We start from the raw sequence: 18436 nt of genomic DNA, 5'->3' as shown, positions 1-18436 counted from the left end.
CATGGACCTGCCCGGCAGCCGTCGGCAAACAACGCATCGGGAATCTTCGGAGTTCAGAGGCCCCGACGGCTGGCACCAGCATAGGCCTCCCTGAGCCTTGTTCCCAGCGTCCTTTCAATATCCGGTGAGAGACTGCTGGCCGGCGCCACCTCCGTGAAGCTGCCGTGCCCGCGCCCGCCTAGCCTGTGCCTGGCGCACCGCCCAGTAAGGAATGACATGAAGCAGCCCCCAGCCGCCGTGACACCCCTGCACCTGCACCTGCCCGGACGCTCCTGGTGGCTCCTCGCCGGATCTGCGTTCCTGTTCGCCGCAGCGATCGCTCTCGGGATCGTGGCGAAACTGTACGGCTCGCCCGGCCCGGACCTCCTCTGGGACGAAGGCATGGCGAGGGAGCGGACCACCGCACGGACCGGCCTGTCGCTGGCCCTGAATACCCTGTTCTCACCGGCGGGCAACATCACCATCCTGTTACTCGGCTGCGCCATTTTGGCGTTTGTCTTCCGCCGGCCCCTGGCCGCGTTGGCCTTCGGGTACCTCACCAGCGTCGGCTGGCTGTCCTCGGAAATCGGGAAGCTCACCGTTTCGCGGCTCAGGCCTCCCTCCGGAGCTACTCATGCGCTGCTCCTCGAGTCCGGCCACACCAGCTTTCCCAGCGGGCATACCGCGTTTGCCGCGTCCCTGGCCTGGGCCGTACTCCTCGTGCTCGCGCGGACCCGGACGCGGCGCATCTTCGCCGCCATCGGCGGGATAGTCCTGACCGCGATCGTCGGGCTCTCCCGCCTTTACCTGGGCGTGCACTACCCCAGCGACGTCATCGGCTCCGTGCTGATCAGCACCGCGGGCGTTCTGCTCTGGCTGCCGCTCTGGAACAACGTCATCGAACCCCAGCTCCGCGGCAACGCCCTGATCCGGAAACTGACGGCTCTCGGACCTCTGGAGCACCGGCTGACCGTCCCTACGAGGCGCTGACCCGGAGATTTCATGGAGCACCCAACGCTCAATCACCCATCACCCGCCCAACAAGCGCCTCCTGCCTTAACGCCGGGAACAGACCGCCCATGAAAAATCGGGGTTTTAGGTGCACCGCCGGCGGCAAACAAGCTGGTGGCTGGGGTGTCCGCGTAACCAAGTAGTGGGCGAGGCCGAAATTCGAGTATTCATTGAGGGTGCGCTCATGTTGTATGTCCCATATGGTAGGTAGATCTCAAGTCCTCTAGTTACGGGGGCAAAATCGCGGCAAGGCTGGCTGGAGCCTTTGCGTGGATCGAGTGCCGATTCCGCGCCTTCTCCCTCTTAGACGTACATCTGCACGCTCAGGTGCAGTCACAATAAAAGCAAAAGCATGAACGTTCCGAACCTACGACGTTCGGATACTTGCCTCCTTTACTACGCCGCTTTCACCGAAAAAAACCGAAGGTGGCGGGGGTGCTGTTCAACCCATTGGCTTAGGTCAGCATTGACCACTCCACTGCTCTTGATCAGATATCCCGTCGGGCACGCGATTGTGCTCACTCGAAACCATTGCTCTTCAAAACAACAGGCATCAAGTTGTTGCCCGACGTTTGATGGGGGCATGGGAAAACTATCCAAGTGCGGTGTTGAAGTGCACCGTAATAGAGCGCGATAAATTGAGCGCCGTGATCAGGCTTGGATTAACAAAGGCAGACAGCACCTACAGGGTGAAGTGCGCCCAGATGACGCACGCCGCAATGATGCACCCTTCTGCTCTGCGCCTCCTTTTGTATAACCACTCCCTAGGAAAAATTCCCATGAATACAGCATCTCGCGTTATCAGCACCACTGTTCTCGCCGCAGGCTTGACCTTCGGCGGCGCGGCACTCACTGCCGGAGCCGCTTCTGCGGACACAGGGTCGAAGACGACCCAGAGCTATTCGTCCACGCAACACAGCGGGTACGACAGGGACGGCTACGACCGCCAGGGTTACGACCGCCACGGTTACGACCGCCACGGTTACGACCGCCACGGCTGCGACCGCCGGGGTTACGACCGTCATGGCTATGACCGCCACGGCTACGACCGGCATGGCTATGACCGCCACGGCTACGACCGGCATGGCTATGACCGCCACGGCTACGACCACCGGGGCTACGACTGCCACGGCAAGGACCGGCACGGTCACGGCCATGGCTGGGGCGACGACCACAACAAGGGCAAGGGCCACGATCACAGCAAGCCGGTCCATCCCCGCCGTCCCTAGTCCCTCGTAGCGAATTGGGCATGGCACGGCAGGTTTTAGACCGGCAGGCCTGTTCGCACCACCGTTCCCGCCGAATCAAATAAAGAGAAGCGGGCGCCGCCGAGATCAACTGCTCCCCGAAAGTTGGACTAAGAATTTAGTTCTGACTTTCGGGGAGCAGTTTTATCTAAGAGGGCAGTTCGTCAGGTCGAGTCGACTGGTTTCGTGGCCGTCAGCGCCAGAATTCAGTGAGCTGCCCGGCAAGGGCTCTGCCTTGGGTGTAACCAGCCCGCGCAGCGGGCGGACGCAGCGACAGATCCATCGCATTGGCGAACATGTGCGCGCACTTCGTCGACCTGTGTTGCGAGCGCCCCCGCAGTGCCGACATTCTGGGGGTTGGACCCCAGCTTTTTCCAAGCATGGAATGTAAAAGTTGAGTGTCCGGCAGCCAGAAAATCCTCACACATTTTCGCTGCAGGACTGTCGGGTCCGGCCGCATTCCCCCCAGAACTGCCGGACCCGGCGCACCAATGAGGCCGGGCCGTCCGGCAACTCCCGTGATTCTCCCGGGAGGCACGACGGCGGCCACTACTCCCAGCCGCCTCTCACCGTTTTCCGCACGGCGGGCTGTCGCGGGCACCTTCTTGATGAACGTCTGCGTGGGCGCCTCGTCTTGATCAGATCTTGATCAAGTGCTGATCCGTTTTTGACCCGAAGCAGCCCTTTTCCTGAGCAGCCCCGGGCATCGTTGGTCCTGTTCCACCCAACGGTCTCGAAGGAAACGGAAAACGTCCCCATGGGCAATGCATCCAGCTCAGCCACCGCCACCGGCACCACCAAGCCGGTCACGGGCCGGTTTGCTGCGGTGCGCCGAGCGGCAAACATCGTCCTCGGCACGGCAGCCACGCTGCTGTTCGTGGGCGCGTGCACCGCGGCCCCGCTGCTTCATCTCGGGTTTTCCCCCGTGCTGACCGGGAGCATGCGGCCCGCCTTCGCCCCGGGTGACCTGCTCATCACCGCCCCGGCGGCCGTGAGCAGCCTGCGGCCGGGACAGATCGCGGTCTTCACGCCGCCTGGTGAAAGCACTCCCTTCGCACACCGCATCACCGCCGTCGTCGGAAATCCTGACCATCCGGTGATCACCACCAAGGGTGACGCGAACCCTGCTCCCGACCACTGGCGGGCCACGCTGCACCAAGACCAGGTGCCGGTGGTGGTCACCACAGTCCCTTATGCCGGCAACTTACTTCTCTGGACGCAGAATCCGGCCCAGCGGGCCATCTTCACCGCCCTGTTCGGGCTGGCCGTCACCGGGGCCAGCGTCCGCTGGATCCTCCGGGCACCACCAGCGGCACCACCAGCAATGACCAGCCCGTCCCCCACTGCTTAAACCTTTTCCCCACCCCTCCAAGTAAGGATCTGTCATGTCTGAAACCCCAGCCCGCTCCGTCCGCCGCCCCAACCCGCGCCTGCTCGCTGCCTTCGCAGTGGGCGCCGCGGGCCTGGCCATCACCGGCGGCGGCGTGTTCGCCGCACTGAACGCGACGGCTTCCAACACCACTGCCCAGAACGCCACCAGCGGCATCCTCAGTCTGACCATGGCCAACAACGGAACCGGCTTCAGCCAGGCGGTTTCCAACCTCGCCCCCGGCGACGTGGTGAACCGGTACGTCAACCTGACCCAGGGAGCGGACCTGGACGGCAAGGACCTGACCCTCGCCGTCGCCGACGCGACGCCGACGCTCCTCACCACCAGCGCCACCAAGGGACTGCGCGTTACGGTCACCCAGTGCTCTGGCGCCTGGACGCCCGGAACCGGAGCCGGCTCCTGCAGCGGCACCGCCACCCCGCTGCTCACCAACACGACACTGAGCGCACTCAGCACGGCGCCGGTATCGGTCAAGGCAGGCGCCAACGCGGTGAACAGCACCGTGAACCTGCAGATTTCCCTGAGCCTGCCGGACCAAGCTGAGACCACGGTCAACGGGGCAGCGCCAGTCGGTACTGTCCAGGGCCTGTCTTCGTCCCTGACCTGGACCTTCGGCGAAACCCAGCGCACCGCCACCACCACCGGAAGCTGAGTGCAGTGAGCGTGCACGCTCCAGGCGGCAGAGCGGGGGCCGCTGCGGCGGCCACCGCCCTGCTGCTGTGCACCTCACTTGCACCGGCAGAGGCGGCGGGCGCCGCACACGCGGCGTCGCCCGCCAGGACCGTCAGCAGCGCCCACTGGGGAGCGGTGGCTACAAGCAGTGTGGCGGCTCCCTTCGGCACCGGCCAGCTGGTGCTGACATTCTCTAACACCGGCAACAACGGAAACCCGGTTTACCCGGCCAAGTACTTCACGGTCGCGAACACGGGCACCCTGGGCATCACGGGTGCGAGCTACTCGGCAACGGCGCCAACCGGTTTCACGTTCAGGATTGAGGCCTGCGCCGGCGGATGGAACGAGGCAGCCGACACCTGCGCGGCGGGCCGCACCACCGTCCTGGACACTCCGGCAAATCTTCTTCTTTCCTCCACGGTCCCCGCGGCCGCCGACTCCAGCATCCGGCTACGGGCCGGCGCTATAGCCATTACGAAACACCAGCCCGACCCGACACTGACCGTGGACGTGTACGTTCCCCGGACCCAGGTCCGCGCGGCCACCGTCACTGGAAGCTGATCCCATGCCTGCCGGACTTCGCACACTCCAAGGAACCGGACGCACCATTCTCATCGAACGGAAAGACAATGGCACTCCAAGGCAATGAAGCCGTGTTCTCCGCCGCCCGGCTGCTCCGGCTCGCCGAGGACGTCGAGAGCGATGCCGTCGCCATCAGCTACGCCGCCATGTTCCTGCGCATGCTGCCGGGACGGGTCGGGAGCATCCTTTCCACAGTCCGCGAGGAGGACATCCCCGCGGCCCTTGACGCAGCGCTCAGCCTCAAAGTCAGAGCCCACATGGTAGGCGGGATGGCGATGGAACGGGATTGCCGCACCCTGGAAGGGAATTTGCGCAGCGGAGATTTCGAGGCCGCCGCCCGGTCCGCCGGCGAGGTGGCCAAGGACTGCCTGCCGCTGACCCGGGCCCTGGAGCAATTCCTGCAGGGCTGGCAGGACCTGGAGGACTCCAAGAGCAAGCAGCCGTGACTGCAGGCTGCGCTGTCCGAGTCCTTCACGGGAAGACCGCCATTTCGGCTCGGTGGATCTGTCCTTACCCTGTACGGGGCCGGAACACGACCGGACCGGCCGACGATGTCGCGAGGTAGATTTCCGCTGTGCTGCCGACTGCGGCCACCCGCAGGGCTGATACCTTGAATTGCCCGGCAGCCGAGCTCCCCGCAACTGCAGCACTGACGGGCGCGCCGGGCTGATCGGGTTGAACGTTGACGGTCAGCGATAAGGTGTCCGCCAAAGGAGTCAGCGACGCCGTCGCGGCGCCCACCACCGGAAGGACAGCGGACTGGATGGAGGTGGACGCTGTGGGCAACAACGCCCCGGGGCCAAAGAGTGCGCCATCGAGCGCACCAGCCACAATCTTTCCTGTTCCAGAGAGCAGGGCTCCGGTGATGGGACTGAGCAGTGCCTGCAGGCCGGGAAGCCCGTTGCCCAGCACCGAGGGGGAGACCGACGGCGACGGCGGCGTCGTCGACCGGAAGGCTCCGACGGTGGTGTCGTAGCTGACGGCTACTTCAGCCACATCGATTTTTCCGAGGAGAGGGACAACAGCCTGCAGCGTCACCTTCGTCTCCATGGTGAAGGACGTGGCGGCGAGCGCCTTGTCGACCTCGGCGATGACGGCGTTGCGCCAGGTATCCAGCAGGGCCGCCGTCCGTTGCGTGAGACTTTGAACCGTTCCGGCGTCGAGGATAACGGGGGTGTTCGGGGGCAGGTTGTTAAGGCCCGCAGGTCCGGAGGTGAGCTTGGCCAGGTCGAACAGGATCCGTGCGTTGGCAAGGTCAACCGTGACCACGCCGTCCGTCAGGGGTGCGGTGAGCAGCGGCTTCACTGCGGAAAGGTCGGGCGTGCCGAGGGTGATTGTGGTGGTGACCGGACCGACGAGCAGGCCGGTAGTCGCTTTCGAGACCAGATCGGTGACCCCGCCGGTGACCGCTGTGGTGAGTGAACCTGCCGGCGTGACGATCGCGGCCAGGTCCCCAGTGATGCCGTCCACTGTGGCACCCACACCGGATGTCATGGTCCGCACCGAGTCCGCGGACATGTTCAGCCGCAGCCCGGCAATCCCGTAGCTTCGGGCCACAACAGGGCTTGCGCTCAGCGTCGGCCAGCCGTTGCGGAGCGTGCAGGCGTCCACCGCGGAGGAGCTGGCCACAGCTCCGACGTCCAGGGTCATCGCAGCATTCGAGGAAGGCACAACAGAGGCCAGGTTGATGCTGGCTGCAGTCGGCGAGGTAGTGGACCCATTGGCCGTCCCCGTGCCGTCGATGGCGCCGGACTGGTCACTGACCAGGCCGGCCGCCCCTTTGGCCTGGCCGCTGGCCGTTGCCCGCGCCCACTGGGTGTAGGCACCGGCGGTTCCGGCCGGTTGGTTCAGGCCCAACGCCGCCGAGAGCAGCGGGCTGCCGAGGGCTCCTGCCTCCACAGCCGCCGTGTAGGTTACCGGGTCCACCTGCGTGGCGGTTGCCGGTTCCACCGCCACGGTGCCGCCGGTATTGCGGACAGTCAGGCCCTGAACGGCCGCCAGGGTGTCCAGGTCCTGCCCGCTCACGGAGCCGGACACCTGCCGCGCAGCAGACTCTGTCTGGAACAGGGTGGAGGTGCTGCAGTCGCCGGCCACCATCACCCCGGCGGACGCGCTGACGTATTCATCGTCGGTCCATGCGGCGAGCGTGCCTGCGGTTGAGGTGAGCAAGGCTATTGATGCGGCGGTGAGCGCAGCCACCGGTGCCAGTATCCGGAGCCGCGGCCCGAAGCGTTTCACGTCGGCCTCCGACGGCGGACCAAGAGTGTGCCTGCGCCGGCGGCAACCAGCGCGAGGCCGCCCGCGACGTAACCGAGGAGATCGGCGCCTGTGTAGGCGAGTGGCTTACCCGCAGGCTCGTCCCCGCCGCCGGCCACCACCCCGATGCCGAAGCTCAGTGTGCCGGTCTCCGGGGCGGCGGTAGGCGGGCGTTCCAGGCTGAACAGCACCCAGGGCGCGTCGCGGGCGGTGAAGTTGCCGAGGGGATAGCTCAACGTGCCGGCCGCCGAAAAGTTCTCGGCCGCCAGGATCCGGCGTTCGGCAGCGGGACAGCTCATGGCGGCGTTCCTGCCGCTGGTTCCCAGCCATTGTAGGGGGCAGGAGCGGGCCGTGATCCGGTAGGCGCCGGGCCCGTCCGCCAGGGAGCCGGCAGCCTGCACCTGGATGGTGGCGGAGGCGCTCGTTGGACCGTCCAGCATCACGCCCACCTGCCAGCTGAATGATTCGCCGGCCGAAAGGGGCGGAATGTCCAGCGGGTAGACCGACGACGTGAGCCGCAGCATGCCCTCCCCGCCCGTCTCGGGCACGGGCACCACGGAGTCGGCGGTGGCCGTGCCCGCCCCTGCCTGAAGCAGGACTTGGAGCAGGAGCAGGACCGCGGCGGCCAGCACCGCACTGCGACAGGGTGCCCGTCCCATCACCTTCACCCTTCCCGTGGTGCCGCTTGACTCTCAAGGGGCGGATCGACGTCGTAGTCCGCGGCCTCCTGCCGCGGCCAAAAAACCCAGCCCACCAGCGCGGCCAGCAGCACTGTGCTGGCCCCGATGGCCCAGGGTGAGCGCAGTCCCATGACCCAGGAACCGACCGACGGAAGGGAAAAGAGCACCCTCCGTGCTGACTGGACCCGGTATTCCACCGGGTCCTCGGAGCTGTTGGCGTCGCCCTTCAGGATCAGGACTGCGCCGTCTTTCGACGCCGGGTCAGGCGTCACCGACACGACGCGGTGCGTGACCGGCATGGAGCCCGCCGTCCGCTGCACGGTTGCGACGTCCCCAGGCTTTAAGGACGACGCCGGGACCTCCTGCACCGCTGCCATCGCACCAACGGGATACACAGGTTCCATCGAACCGGTACGGAAAACCACGAAGGTGACGCTGAAGATCGCCGCGGCAGCGATGCTGGCGATGCAACCGGCACCCAGCACCGCCAGCAGCGTCAGTCCCCAGGAGGACACCCTGCCGAAGAAGCGGTTCACCGGAACGCGCTAGGACCCGTTGATGCTGGTGAAGCGCCAGAGTGGAACCACGTTCTTACCCTGCAGCGAGACGTCGACGGTGGTGGCCGGCAGGGTCATGGCGAAGCAGATGTTCACCGGGGCACCGGCTGCGCCCGATGCGCCGGCGGCGAGCGAGAATTCGTTCAGGCCGAGGGTATCCAGCTCGGACCCTGCCGGGACCAGAACCGTTCCCGCGGTTTTGTCTCCCAAAGCACTGCAGTCCGCGGCGTCCAGACCGACCCAGGCCTGGTAGCGCATGGCGGCGTAGAGGTCCGTGCTATTGGCATTGCCGACGGCAGGATTCGTGGCCTGCCCTGCCTCGGCCAGCGACACGTCAAGACCTTCCGACCCGGCCTTGGCACGGAGTTGGAAGGGTGCGTAGACCGTTTCCCCCGGCAGCAGGTCAGCTGCCTCCATGGTGAAATCCAGCCGGCCGCCGTTCGCGTTCGGCTGGTCAGTCCAGGAGCCGTCAGCGAACGGGGCCACGGTGTTCTGTTCCATGGCGTAGGTTTTGGTACCCGGGTTGTTCGTAGGCCCGGCGCCGCCGAACACCCATTCGTTGTCCGTCCACGCAGCGAGCGTGAAGGCGGCGCCAACTCCCAGAACCAGGCCTGCCGCCAAAACGGCGCGGACCTTCCCGGGACGCTGGGCTGATTTTTTGACAGAGGTATTGCGAGCAGACATTTATCCCCCAAGGACAGTCCGCTGCCCGGGCGCCAGCGCGCGGTGCGTGGGACACCGCGCTCAGGCAGGTCCGCCCACGCAGGGCAGCGGATAGACGACTTTGAATTTCCAGTGCAGAAACTGTAATTAGCCTATTACTTCCTATTTGCGACTTGAGGCGCTTTTGATCAACGTAGGCGAAGGATTTGCGCAGGAATTACGGGGATAACGAAGGGACCCGCTGTTCAGGACCGAATCGGCCGGAAGAGTAGCGTTCCGCTCGGCGGCCGTCACATCCTTGACCTTGAACGTCGGTGCCGCTCATGCTGGGTTTCTGTTTTGCCGAGTCACGACCGTAAGGACGACGATGTCACCTCAAAGCCCAGCTGCCCCCACACGCCGCTTCCGATTGGTCCTGGCTGCCGCCGCAGCAGCCCTTCTTACGTTTGCTGCCCTACCCGCCCAGGCGGCCGCAGCTCCCGGGCCCGGCAACGACGTGTCGTGGCCCCAGTGCGGCAAAGCCTTGCCGAAAGGCCAGACCTTCGGCATCGTCGGCGTGAACAACGGCCTGGCCAACACCACGAACCCGTGCCTCAGCACGCAGCTGACGTGGGCGGGCACATCGGCGGGCGGAACCGGCCAGCCGTTGGTGGCCCTGTACGCCAACACCGCAAATCCCGGTGCAGCGGGGTCATGGTGGCCCACCAGCAACACCTACGGCGGCACCACCGTGAGTAACCCCTACGGCCAATGCACCCAGGGCTCCTACGGAGCTGCCTGCTCCTACATGTACGGATACGCCAAGGCCTACGACAATGCGAACATCCGGGGAGTCAGCAACCCGTCTTCCTACATGTGGTGGCTTGACGTGGAGACCGGGAACAGCTGGTCAGCGGACGCCACGGCGAACCGTGCCGATCTGGAGGGCATGACCGCCTATTACGCCAGCATCGGAGCGCGGACAGGCATCTACTCCACCCCTACGCAGTGGCGACAAATTGCCGGTACGGTGCCGTCGTCCAGCAACCTCTACAGACTGCCCAGCTGGCTCGCCGGCGCCAACTCCCTCGCCGTGGCCAAGCGCAAGTGCGCCGACGCCCCGCTGACCGCCGGCGGCAAGGTCACGCTCACCCAGTACGTCTCAGGCGGATTCGACTACGACCACTCCTGCATCTAGATGGTAACGGCGGCCGCCCGCCTTGGGAGTCCGACGGCGGCAGCCGGCCTTCCGCAGTAAGGCGCCGGAGGCCGGGCTGCTGGCCGTGCTGAAGTGTCAACTCTGTTTGACTCCGCCCCGCTCACCCAGTCAGGAACACACCTGAACCTGGCGCGGGTTACCCTTCTTCGGCAGCGGCGGCGTCGGCGGTTGCTGCCTCGATGATCCAGGCGGACCAATCCAGGGGGTGCACGGAAGGCCGTCCCAGTAAGTAGCCTTGCGCGGCGGTCATACCGGCCCTCGTGACCGCGGCAAGTTCCTCCTGGCTTTCGATGGCTTTGGCGGACAGCACTGCTCCTGTTTGCTTCGCGAGCTCGACCATGTCCGCCCCCAGGGACTGTGCCAGGTTGGGATGAATAATTCCTTCAATAAAGCTGCGGTCGAGTTTGATGATGTCGGGGACCAGCTGCAGGATTTGGTCCGGGGAGGCAGCATCGGGGCCGGAGCCGTCAACCGCAATGCGAACACCCAGCTGCCGCAGCCTGCCCAACACACGCATCAGATCATCCAGCTCCTGGCTCGCAAGCTGACCCACCAAATCGATGACGACTCTGTCCAGGGCCACATCTCCGCTCTCCAGCAGCGCCAGGACCCGCGGGTCCGTGCAGGATGCCGGGCTGAGGTTGAAGGCAACGAACAGGTGAGCGGGAATCTCCCGCGCAGCCGACAGGGCACAATGCAGGGCGGCGATTTCCAGGTCCGGGCCCAACCCGAGGGCGGCGGCTTCCCGGAACCAGGTGTCGGCGCTGGCCCCGTCACGGCTGACGAAGCGTGCCAGCGCCTCGAAGCCGGCCACGTTTCCTGCCGGCAATTCCCGGATGGGTTGGAAAGCAGTCAGCAGCATCCTGTTCCCCAAGACGGCCCTGATTCGTTTTCTGCCCCTCCGGTCGAGGGGCCCGGGCACGACCCGGGGCACCGACCCGTGCTGACCCGGTTCCAGCCGCTGGTGGGGTGTTGGGCTCTCAGCTGGGGGATCTGTGTGATCCGCGGTCGTGACCGTGATGAGGTGCTGCAGCAGCGCGCGCTCGGGCTCGTCCGGGTTCGCAGCCAACAGATCCCGCAGCTGCGTCCTGGCCCACTCCCCTTCCGGCGCCGTATCCGTCAGGACGTCGTTGATAAGCTCCAGCACTTGGCGGCGCAGCGTCATCCCGTCCACGTCCTGTGGCGGTGAGTCCGTGCCCCCCGGCTCCGAACTTTGTTCTGCGCCGGTGACTGCCGGAAGAGAGGACTCGTCCTTGGACATCGGCTATTCCTTTATGTCGGCGCACCGGCTGAGCCCGGTGCTGGCCAAGAACACCTTTCTTTGCTGTATAGGGCTCTGACCTGCGAAAAGACTACAACGCGAAGTCCGCATCGTGGCCGTTCCGACTAAATTACATTCCCGGTAACGTGCTCGGTAATGGCCCGGGGCTATATCGTGCGCAGAGCTTGCCGGAGTCCTGCGGAAACTGTGCAGTCATCCGTCGCGACTCTTGATCAAAGCCGCGCATCCTTGACTCAGCAAACACCGACACACCAATCGACAGTGAAAGTGAAGGCAGTCAAAATGGCAACGAGGGCAGAAAAATCCAACTACCGCTACGGTGACTTTTACTGCTTTATGTCACTGGCGGACTTCACCGCATACATTTCCATTGATGACGGCGAGGGGGACGGCTGCGTTTCGATCAGCCACCGCAACGCCCCTGTCGCATAAGGCACGAACGCCGAAGGCCCGCAACGGTAGTCCCGAAGCAGGCCCTGTCTGCGCTACTTCGCGGCGAGACTTTCCTCGGGCTCACGGCTGTCCGCCACGGGACCACTACGGACGAACATGCTCCTCAACCGCGCCTCCACGGGGCGTTCAAACAGCGTGAAGAGGGCCGCGGAAATCGGGATCGCTACTGCAATGCCGACGGCGGCAAAAACGGCGCGTTGAGCAAGGGTCACCGGGCCGAGTTCCAGGGCTGTCCGCAGAACGAGCTCGTGAACCAGGTACAGGGCGAATGACCATTCGCCCAGCCTCACCATCGCGGGAGAACTGATGAAGGTGGGGCGGCCACCGGCGCAGTCGCGGTTGGCGAAGGCCGAGATCAGGAGGGCGAAGCCGGGGATGCAGAGCGTGCTCGCCAGCGCCGGGGTGATGTGCCACGGGACGTTGGCGGCGACGACTTCGAGCAGGAGGACAGAACCGACGGCTGCGGCTGCTCCGACGCCCACACCCAACTTGGGCTTCCAGCCTTTCCTGAACGCGATGGCCAGGCAGACACCCACGACGAACTCTGACACCCGGTACGCCGGGTATGTGTATAGCAGGGCTCCCCAATCGAAGCCCGGGACCAACCCGAGCAGTGCCGACAAGAGAGCCGCGGCAGCGAAAACTAGCACGCCAATAGGAAGGAGTCGTTTCGCCCGCAAACGCGAAAGCCATACGGCCAGGAACGGGAAAACCGCATAGAAGAACGCTTCGCAGGAAAGCGACCACGACACCCCGTTGTAGGCATAGACCCAGCTCTGATCCGCGTGCCAGGACTGCACGAGGAGAACCGAGGCGATGAGCTGGGGAACGGACGGCTCCCGCTGGGTGGCCAGGATCAGCACGAACGCAGCAGCCGTGGTGAGCGCATGCAGCGGCCAGACCCTGGCGAACCGGCGCCAGTAGAACTGCCCTTTGGGAGTGGTTGACTTCATGGACCAGGCGAGCACGAATCCGGAGAGTACGAAAAAGAAAGTGACGCCGGTCTGTCCCATGGACACGAGCGGGAACATCTCCGGCACCAGCGTCACAGACGCGTGATACAAGACCACCAGCATGGCGGCCAGAAACCGCAATCCTGTCAGCGAATCCAGCCGAGTGCGCGTATCGATCATGCTTGCTCCACGTGAGGCGGCGACGAACGCCCATCATACAATGTCAGTGGATTTCACCTACCGGTACGCGTCCAACGGTGAACGGTGTCCGCCCGGCCGGCACGGTCCAGGGCCTGTCCTCCGCACTGACCTGGACCTTCGGCGAAACCCAGGGCACTGCCCCCACCGCCGGAAGCTGAGTGCAGTGAGCGTGCCCACTCCTGACGGCAGAGTGGGGGCCGCTGCGGCGGTCACCGCCCTGCTGCTGTGCACCTCACTTGCACCGGCAGATGCAGCGGACGCCGCATAGGCGGCGTCGCCCACCAGAACCGTCAGCAGCACCAGCTGGGGGCCGTGGCGACCACAAACGCCGCGTCACCGTATACCTTGGCCCCACTGGTCTTGACGTATGCGGACGGTGGAGCAACGGGCCACGGTAACGGGCTGAAGAACCGGCCCAGTTCTTCACTTTCGCAAAACATAAACACAGGAGCGCTGGTCATTAGTTCAGCCACGTTCGCGTGGCTGCGTCTAACTCCGGGGCTCTTAGTATTGACGCGTACACCAACCAGTGGGATGAGTTGGCCGACTCGTGCCCCGGGACGCTCACCGTGGTGACTACCAGCGCCTCTGCGAGCTCTACCATCGTGCCGTCACTTCCCGGCGGGACCATACGCCATCGGGCTCGCCTCTCCAGTTCAGCCCCTAAGAACACCACGCTGACCATCGGCTTGACGGTCAGCCGGGCCCAGGTCCGCGCGGCCACCGTCACAGGAAGCTGACCTCGCAGGCCGGCCGCACTCACCCCGTTTAAGGGACCCGAAGCTACAAGACACATTGAACGGAAAGACAATGGCACTTCAAGGCAGCGGAGCCGTGTTCTCCGCCTCCCGGCTGCTTCGGCTCGCTGCGGTGCTGAGCCTTATAGTCCGGGCCAACATGGTGGGCGGCGTAGCGATGGAAAGGGCCTGCCGCGCCCTGGAAGAGAATTTATGCAGTGGAGATTTCGAGGCCGCAGCCCGGTCCGCCGGAGAGGTGGCCAAGGACTGCCTGCCGCTAACCCGGGCCTCGAGCAATTCCTTCAGGGCTGGCAGGACCTGGAGGACGCAAAGAGTAGGGGTTCGTAATCGGATCAACGGCAATCTCCTTGTACGCCCGCCGCGTTTCCAGCTTCCGCACCTCCAGCGTCAAAAGGTCCCGTCGGCCACTCCCCTGTCATGCGGCACGGCGATGTTGGCGGCACATTCCGGCGAGGTGCTCCTCGATGGCGTTCTTTTCCACCCGGGTGGACACCGCGCCCTTGTCCGTGATCACCACGATCGCGTTCGGGCCAAGGCTCGTAGCCAGGGCTGGCGGGCCACGGCATCTCGGGCACTGCTCTCTTCCATAAGCCATGAAGCCCCGGATGCGTACCGCCGGGGGCTCCAGTTGCGGCTAATCTCAGTGGTTCGCGATCACATAAGAGTTCCAACCGCTGCCGATAGTCCGCGGCGCGGCCCATGCGGAATTGTTGGCCTGATAGTAGAGCAATGCCCCTGCCTTTGACCTGGCCAGAAGTCCGCGTGTTCCTAGACCATTGAATTCGCGCGCCACAGTAACCGATGTGAAATTCTGCCATCCGCTTCCTATGGTGGCTCGCTTTTCATTCAGGAACGAGCCGTTGCCGTTCGTGCGGTAGAGAAGTAGCTGGCCACCGGCGTGCCTTCCCACCACGTCCATGTTGCCGTCACGATTCCAATCAAGCAGGTTGATTTCAAGTTGCTGCCAGCCACTGCCGATCTGGACCCCAGCAGTCGGGGCGCCAACGGACGTGTTTGCATAGCGGTAAAGCTGGCCGGTCGTCTTGTGTTTGGCAATGATGGACGGGTATTTGTCGGTGTTCTTCCAGACGCCAATGTCAACAGTGAAGTTCTGCCAACCGCCAGCACCTATCAATTCCCTGGAAAAGCCTCCCGTGCGAACACCCTTATACAGATACAGCTGACCAGCGCGGGTCTTGCCCACGACGTCGAAGTAGCCATCTCTGTTCCAGTCGATCACGTGGATATCGTCGAAGTTTCCCCACCCCGTACCAATCTTCACGCGGGCGGACTTCATCGTCCCGTAATTCCAGAGATTGCCGGCTGCGTCAATGCATACCACACTGCCGGGCGACTTGATTGAAGGGCTTGCCGGAGGTGCGGGGGGCGTTGGATCGGGCGTGCTTGGTCCACTCACTAGACCGTCAACGAACCTGACAGTGTAGGAGTGATCCAGCAGTTGTCCTGCCTTGACCATGCCAGCAACCTTGACTGTGTAATTGAATTCGCCTCCGCTTTGGGAGAACTTCAGGCCAGGTACGGCGAATACCACGCTGTTGGGACCGTAGCCAGATGACGAAGGCTTCACAACGGCTGCCATGTCTGCGCCACTTGCATCTGTGACTTTGACCGTCGCATTCGTGAAGTCAATCCCGCGGTCGGAGGACAGAGACCACAACCCGGATGGTTCCAGCTGGTGCGGGAAATAACCCGCATTGGGAAAGGCAATGAGATCCGGATTGGCTCGGGTCGAACTTGTACCTCCACCGATAACGTGGATGGCATTTGCCATTTTCGTGGTTCCAAATCCCATCGTGGTAGTTTCTGGGTTGAGCAGCCATCGACGGTGGCCCACTTCAGTGCTACCGGAGGTTTTTTCCGTCATGTAAGCCAAAACCGGTTCGGAAACAGTTTCAATTTGCGGATCGGAGTAGTACAAATTGGATGATGCTGCACCGACTCTGCCCAGCTCGGTGTAGCAGGGCCATCCGTTCGTCGGATTGTGACTGAGGGTTCGGTTAGCCTCCATCATCAGAGCCGTCGCCTGCGCCGTTGAGTTCTGGCCGGAGGACAGCGCAATACTGTCCAGGCCAGCCAGTCCACGAAAGAAATTGATCGCCGATGTGCCCTTGGCTAGGGAATCGGCAGATTGCGTCCCGGGCTTTGCACCCTGCGACGGCGCCCGTCCAGTTGGCCTTGACAGTCGTTGCCGGCGCATACATCGTTTTGTAGGCATTGACGACTGCGTCGCGGGATTGCGTATTGATTGGATTGGTCGTCTCTGCTGAGTGTGCAGGAACAATCAAGCCTGAGACCATCCACATTGAGATAACAAGCGCCGCCAGAGTCCTGGCTGTAACCGATTTGCTCATTCTGTCCCCCCGGAGAGAATTGGGTCCGCTGTCATCGAGGTTCAGCAGACGTGGTGCCAGACTTTCAACGGCACCCTTTAGATGGTAAAGGATGACTGGTCGGTGTTCGACGCCAAATTGTTCCTTTACTACCGGTACCCGTCCACAATTGCCGCAGCAATCTCCTTGTAAGCGCGCCGCGTCTCCGGCTTCAGCACATCCAGGGTCACCAGGTCACCGGCGGCCACTCCCTGTCGTGCGGCACTGCGATGAGCTGGCGGCACATCCCGCCGAGGTGCTCCTCGAGACACCTCGTCCTTGTCCGTGATCACCACTACGCAGTGCGGGGCAGATCCTGGGAGCCTTGGCCGGCCAGCCACTGCAGAGTGCTGCAGGCCCTCGGCGCCGCTCAACGTGTGGCCTCCGGCGATGATAAGGGCCCAACCACGGCCGTTCGGCACCATCACCAACAGTCGGATCCGGGGCCTGTGCGTTCGGCATCCGCTGAGCGGCACTGTGGACACCGCCGCTACGGTCGAAATAAGGAAACCAACCGCGGCAAATGGACGGTCGGTATAGCGGCCGATGACGGCCCTCAATCACCACTGGCTATGCGGCAACGTCGGTCCGGTTCGGACCTGGACAGCGAGTATCACGGCCTAGCCAGAACAACTGCACGCCGTTTTCGTCCAGGCTTGAGGCGTTGAGCTGGCTTCTCAACCAAGAACCAGCTCAACGCCGCCAACGGAAGCGTGAGTGCGACCGAAACCGCCGCGAAGACTACTGCCGGTAGCGTTGCAAGCCCACCCAGTACCAGCAACTGCTGCACCGGAAACGCGTATATGTACGTTCCATACGACAAATCGTTCCCGAGAACAATCCGTTCATCCTTGATCAACGCACCGGACGCTATAACAGCGTAGGCAAGAAAAGGGCCACCGAACAGGATGTACTCGGGCAGTGCCATGCAGACGACTACCACCGCAGCAGCGATGCAGACGTTCCGTCTAGAGACTGGCAGCCGATCAGCGAAAACGTAGACCAAGGCACCCGAGGTAAAGGCTATGCCCAGCCGTGCCGCGTAGTGGATGAAATTCGTATCGAAGACGCCTAGGTCCGTGGCCAAGAGAACGACCCACGCTGTGGCAAAGCATAAGGGAATCGTTACCTTGAACTTAAGTAGCCCCACCAAACCAAGCGCCAAGACGGACAGATAGCAGAGGAACTCCCATGGCAGCGTCCACAGCGAGCCATTCAAGGAGTTCGGGAATGGGTTTCCCGAGGTTACGCCAGCTATGTCCCCCTGGAAGATCCATAGCAGGGAGTTTTTGATGACGTACGAGACAGACTCTGCTGCCCACAGCGGCGCCCCTGAGCCGGACAAGACGATACCCAGTGGGGCCAGAACACCTGCGGTCACCAGCAGGCAAACCCAGAAGGCCGGAAATATGCGAAGCGTCCGTGCACTTAAGAAGCGGAAGACGCTGGGGTTGTTCACCCAGCTGCCGACGATCAGGAAACCTGAGATAGCGAAGAACCCGTCGACAAACGCGAGCTCCATGAAGTGCCTGGCTGGGCTCCATTCGATGGTTCGACCTGTAAGGGGGAATGAATGCCAGACGATAACGCCAAGTGCCAGAACTAGCCGAATTGCATTGAGCCCGTTCCGCTTGCGGTCCAAAACAGATGCGAGTGTGTTTTCCCCCAGAGACATTCCCCAAGCATAGAGGGTCCCTAAGAACACGTGCTACACGGGCGAGCCGAGCAAGCAGACCCAATTTATGATGGCTGCCGTAGCCATCGTGAGCGCGCCCAGCCCTATGTTCCCGGCATTCCGCGGGCGCTTAGTCGCTCTGCTTGTAATTGATAGCTGTCCAACTTATTCCCCATACGGCACAAGCTACGCGCTGATCCTTGAGAAAATCCTAGAAAGAACAGCTACCCACGGCGGCATTAGTCCGGTTACAGGGGCGAACCGAGCACGAAGGTCCAGAGCAGGGCTACGGCCGCAGCTACCCCCAGCATTGCTAGTCCAACGTTGCCGGCGACCCTACGGCGCTTGGCCGCTCTGATGTCTCGCTGAAAGCTATCTAGATCGTTCCCCATGCTGCAGACGATACACATGCAGTGTGAACCCGCCCCTTAAGTTCGATCAAGATTAGCTCAAGATCCTGTGTGCGGGTCCCGCCTGTTGGGGGCAAGT

The 18436-nt window shown here is 63.5% G+C and carries 17 protein-coding genes and 1 pseudogene; 8 read left to right on the top strand and 10 right to left on the bottom strand.

From position 1 onward, the window contains the following. The first annotated feature begins 216 nt into the window (after window positions 1-216). Both AC1DD3_RS07080 and AC1DD3_RS07075 read left to right on the top strand, forming a co-directional pair. Complete coding sequence (locus tag AC1DD3_RS07080; RefSeq protein ID WP_476881310.1) at window positions 217-969, top strand: phosphatase PAP2 family protein; 753 nt, start codon at window positions 217-219, stop codon at window positions 967-969. Window positions 970-1769: 800 nt separating this feature from the next. Beyond that, a complete protein-coding gene (locus tag AC1DD3_RS07075) occupies window positions 1770-2219 on the top strand; it encodes a hypothetical protein (protein ID WP_476881309.1) in 450 nt (149 codons plus the stop codon). Between the two features lie 211 nt (window positions 2220-2430). On the opposite strand, the pseudogene AC1DD3_RS07070 reads toward AC1DD3_RS07075, so the two are convergent. Then, a pseudogene (locus AC1DD3_RS07070) lies at window positions 2431-2532 on the bottom strand (patatin-like phospholipase family protein); the annotation flags it as partial. Window positions 2533-2994: 462 nt separating this feature from the next. On the opposite strand from AC1DD3_RS07070, the gene AC1DD3_RS07065 reads away from it, so the two are divergent. From AC1DD3_RS07065 to AC1DD3_RS07050, 4 genes are all read left to right on the top strand, one after another. Beyond that, window positions 2995-3588 (top strand): signal peptidase I, encoded by a 594-nt coding sequence (locus tag AC1DD3_RS07065; RefSeq protein ID WP_476881308.1) that lies wholly within the window; start codon window positions 2995-2997, stop codon window positions 3586-3588. Window positions 3589-3622: 34 nt separating this feature from the next. Continuing rightward, complete coding sequence (locus AC1DD3_RS07060) at window positions 3623-4279, top strand: TasA family protein (protein ID WP_476881307.1); 657 nt, start codon at window positions 3623-3625, stop codon at window positions 4277-4279. A 5-nt stretch (window positions 4280-4284) separates the two neighbouring features. Further along, the gene (locus AC1DD3_RS07055) at window positions 4285-4860 is read left to right on the top strand and encodes a hypothetical protein (RefSeq protein ID WP_476881306.1); all 576 of its coding nucleotides are present in this window, start codon (window positions 4285-4287) and stop codon (window positions 4858-4860) included. A 68-nt stretch (window positions 4861-4928) separates the two neighbouring features. After that, window positions 4929-5327: a hypothetical protein gene (locus AC1DD3_RS07050; RefSeq protein WP_476881305.1), complete on the top strand. Its 399-nt coding sequence runs from the start codon at window positions 4929-4931 to the stop codon at window positions 5325-5327. 64 nt (window positions 5328-5391) lie between these two features. Here AC1DD3_RS07050 and AC1DD3_RS07045 read toward each other — a convergent pair whose 3' ends face one another. The 4 genes from AC1DD3_RS07045 to AC1DD3_RS07030 are packed head-to-tail and all read right to left on the bottom strand — an operon-like array spanning window position 5392 to window position 9058. After that, on the bottom strand, window positions 5392-7119 hold the full coding sequence (locus tag AC1DD3_RS07045) for a choice-of-anchor G family protein (protein WP_476881304.1): 1728 nt from the start codon (window positions 7117-7119) through the stop codon (window positions 5392-5394). Further along, window positions 7116-7796, bottom strand: a complete 681-nt coding sequence (locus tag AC1DD3_RS07040; protein WP_476881303.1) for a hypothetical protein — start codon at window positions 7794-7796, stop codon at window positions 7116-7118. Before AC1DD3_RS07040 ends, AC1DD3_RS07045 begins: the two co-directional genes overlap by 4 nt. Before the next feature lie 5 nt (window positions 7797-7801). Continuing rightward, window positions 7802-8353 (bottom strand): signal peptidase I, encoded by a 552-nt coding sequence (locus tag AC1DD3_RS07035; RefSeq protein ID WP_476881302.1) that lies wholly within the window; start codon window positions 8351-8353, stop codon window positions 7802-7804. Window positions 8354-8362: 9 nt separating this feature from the next. Then, window positions 8363-9058, bottom strand: a complete 696-nt coding sequence (locus AC1DD3_RS07030; protein WP_476881301.1) for a SipW-dependent-type signal peptide-containing protein — start codon at window positions 9056-9058, stop codon at window positions 8363-8365. 346 nt (window positions 9059-9404) lie between these two features. Here AC1DD3_RS07030 and AC1DD3_RS07025 point away from each other — a divergent pair, with 346 nt between their 5' ends. Beyond that, window positions 9405-10214, top strand: a complete 810-nt coding sequence (locus AC1DD3_RS07025; RefSeq protein WP_476881300.1) for a glycoside hydrolase family 25 domain-containing protein — start codon at window positions 9405-9407, stop codon at window positions 10212-10214. A 157-nt stretch (window positions 10215-10371) separates the two neighbouring features. On the opposite strand, the gene AC1DD3_RS07020 is transcribed toward AC1DD3_RS07025, so the two are convergent. Further along, on the bottom strand, window positions 10372-11496 hold the full coding sequence (locus AC1DD3_RS07020; protein WP_476881299.1) for an EAL domain-containing protein: 1125 nt from the start codon (window positions 11494-11496) through the stop codon (window positions 10372-10374). Between the two features lie 303 nt (window positions 11497-11799). On the opposite strand from AC1DD3_RS07020, the gene AC1DD3_RS07015 reads away from it, so the two are divergent. Further along, entirely contained in the window at window positions 11800-11949 is a 150-nt protein-coding gene (locus AC1DD3_RS07015) for a hypothetical protein (protein ID WP_476881298.1), read from the top strand. 53 nt (window positions 11950-12002) lie between these two features. On the opposite strand, the gene AC1DD3_RS07010 is transcribed toward AC1DD3_RS07015, so the two are convergent. The 4 genes from AC1DD3_RS07010 to AC1DD3_RS06995 all read right to left on the bottom strand — a co-directional run bounded on the left by AC1DD3_RS07010 (window position 12003) and on the right by AC1DD3_RS06995 (window position 17947). Beyond that, on the bottom strand, window positions 12003-13103 hold the full coding sequence (locus AC1DD3_RS07010; RefSeq protein ID WP_476881297.1) for an acyltransferase family protein: 1101 nt from the start codon (window positions 13101-13103) through the stop codon (window positions 12003-12005). Window positions 13104-14297: 1194 nt separating this feature from the next. Then, the gene (locus tag AC1DD3_RS07005; protein WP_476881296.1) at window positions 14298-14477 is read right to left on the bottom strand and encodes a hypothetical protein; all 180 of its coding nucleotides are present in this window, start codon (window positions 14475-14477) and stop codon (window positions 14298-14300) included. Between the two features lie 45 nt (window positions 14478-14522). Further along, a complete protein-coding gene (locus tag AC1DD3_RS07000; protein ID WP_476881295.1) occupies window positions 14523-16100 on the bottom strand; it encodes a CAP domain-containing protein in 1578 nt (525 codons plus the stop codon). Between the two features lie 785 nt (window positions 16101-16885). Beyond that, on the bottom strand, window positions 16886-17947 hold the full coding sequence (locus tag AC1DD3_RS06995; protein ID WP_476881294.1) for an acyltransferase family protein: 1062 nt from the start codon (window positions 17945-17947) through the stop codon (window positions 16886-16888). Window positions 17948-18436 lie beyond the last annotated feature (489 nt).

It is taken from the genome of Arthrobacter sp. 05T444 (assembly GCF_056395905.1).
Note: the sequence above shows the minus strand (reverse complement) of the source record. Positions and strands in the feature narration are given on the sequence as shown.